At 42.7% G+C, this 1,677-nt stretch carries 1 protein-coding gene; it reads left to right on the top strand.

Annotated features, from left to right (window positions below; all coding sequences use genetic code 11):
- Positions 1-325: 325 nt before the first annotated feature.
- On the top strand, positions 326-1,677 hold a 1,352-nt coding region (gene ltrA, locus LPAF129_RS10985), incomplete at its 3' end, for a group II intron reverse transcriptase/maturase (protein ID WP_244057167.1).

Genomic DNA, 1,677 nt, shown 5'->3' with positions numbered 1-1,677 from the left:
AAGGAAGTCTTAGACAAAACATCGAATCGATGAACAAGAAGTGGCTAGAAGGCTGGAAACGGTGGGATGAGGTTGCTAAACAAACCGAAGTCCTTAACCACTCGAAACCGTAACAGTAGAGCCAACGGTTTGATGTGAAAGTTAGCTGTCCTTACCCGGGGAGGTCTGTCGTGGCAGTTCCCTCAAGTCGGAAGTTATTTCTGACAGGAACAGGCTCAACAGTAAGGTTGAGTCGAATATGACAGAAGTCAGCCGAGGCCATAGTAGCCAGTAATGGTGAAGGGCTGAACAACAATAATTTTGATTCATCTAGGAGGTGGAAACAATGCGACAATCGCAGAAAACAGAAAATAAAGCTGACTGCCTGCGGAGGGTAGCCCTGGAAGGGTCAGAGCAAACAGGAGCGCGTAGCGTTGTTTCTGGCGAAAAGAGAACTCAAAATGGCTTATTACGTGAGAAGGTCTTAGACCGGAATAATTTAAATCTGGCCTTTGTCCATGTCAAGCGTAATAAAGGGGCCGGAGGAATCGACGGTATGTCCGTAGAAGAACTTGGCCCATACTTGAAAGAGAATAATTTTGAATTAATCGAGGCCTTGCGAACTGAAAGCTATGAACCCCAACCCGTTAAACGAGTTGAGATTCCTAAGCCAGACGGTACAAAGCGTAAGCTTGGAATTCCGACGGTCGTTGACCGTGTGGTCCAGCAGGCGCTACAACAGCAACTGTCCCCGGTCTTTGAAGAAGTATTCTCTGACAATAGTTATGGATTTCGTCCACATCGTAGTGCGCAGGACGCAGTACGTAAAGTGGTTAGTTATTACAATCAGGGTTACCACTATGTGGTAGACCTTGACCTAAAATCCTATTTTGACAATGTGAATCATGATTTACTAATTAAATTCGTTGAGAACTACGTTAGCGAACCGTGGGTCCTACATTTAATTCGGAAGTTCTTGACTAGTGGTGTTATGAACGGTCAGCTCTTTGAAAAGTCTATTAAAGGTACACCACAAGGTGGAAATATTTCACCATTGTTGGCCAATATCTATTTGAATGAGTTGGACAAAGAATTGACTAAGCGAGGACACAAGTTTGTACGCTATGCCGATGACTGTAATATATACGTCAAAAGCAAACGGGCAGGTGAACGTGTACTAGCAAGCATCACAAAGTTTTTGGAAGAAAAGCTTAAAGTTAAAGTCAACCAAGAAAAGACGCAAGTCGGTTCTCCATTAAGACTTAAATTTTTGGGCTTTTCGTTAAGTGTGGGACGTAAAGGAGCTTATTTACGTCCACACAAGAAACCTAAACAAAGAGTTAAACAAGAACTGAAACGAATTACTAAGAGAAATCGAGGCGTTAGCTTAGATAAAATTCTCAAGGAAATTAAACAGAAAATGCAGGGCTGGATTCAATACTATTCAGTGGGAAAGATGAAAACCTTTCTTCAACATCTTGACGAATGGTTACGTTCACGCATCCGTCAATATATCTGGAAACAATGGAAGAATATTGGCACGCGTTATAAAGCATTGATTCAATTAGGCATGAGTCCCAAGCAGGCGAAAATCTACGTCAATACTCGCAAAGGGTACTGGCGCAACGCGCATAGTAAAACACTGTGCGTGACCATAACAAATGAAAAACTGGCACAGCGAGGACTAATAAATCTGTC

It is taken from the genome of Ligilactobacillus pabuli, from assembly GCF_022836475.1.
Taxonomy (GTDB): domain Bacteria; phylum Bacillota; class Bacilli; order Lactobacillales; family Lactobacillaceae; genus Ligilactobacillus; species Ligilactobacillus pabuli.
Note: the sequence above shows the minus strand (reverse complement) of the source record. Positions and strands in the feature narration are given on the sequence as shown.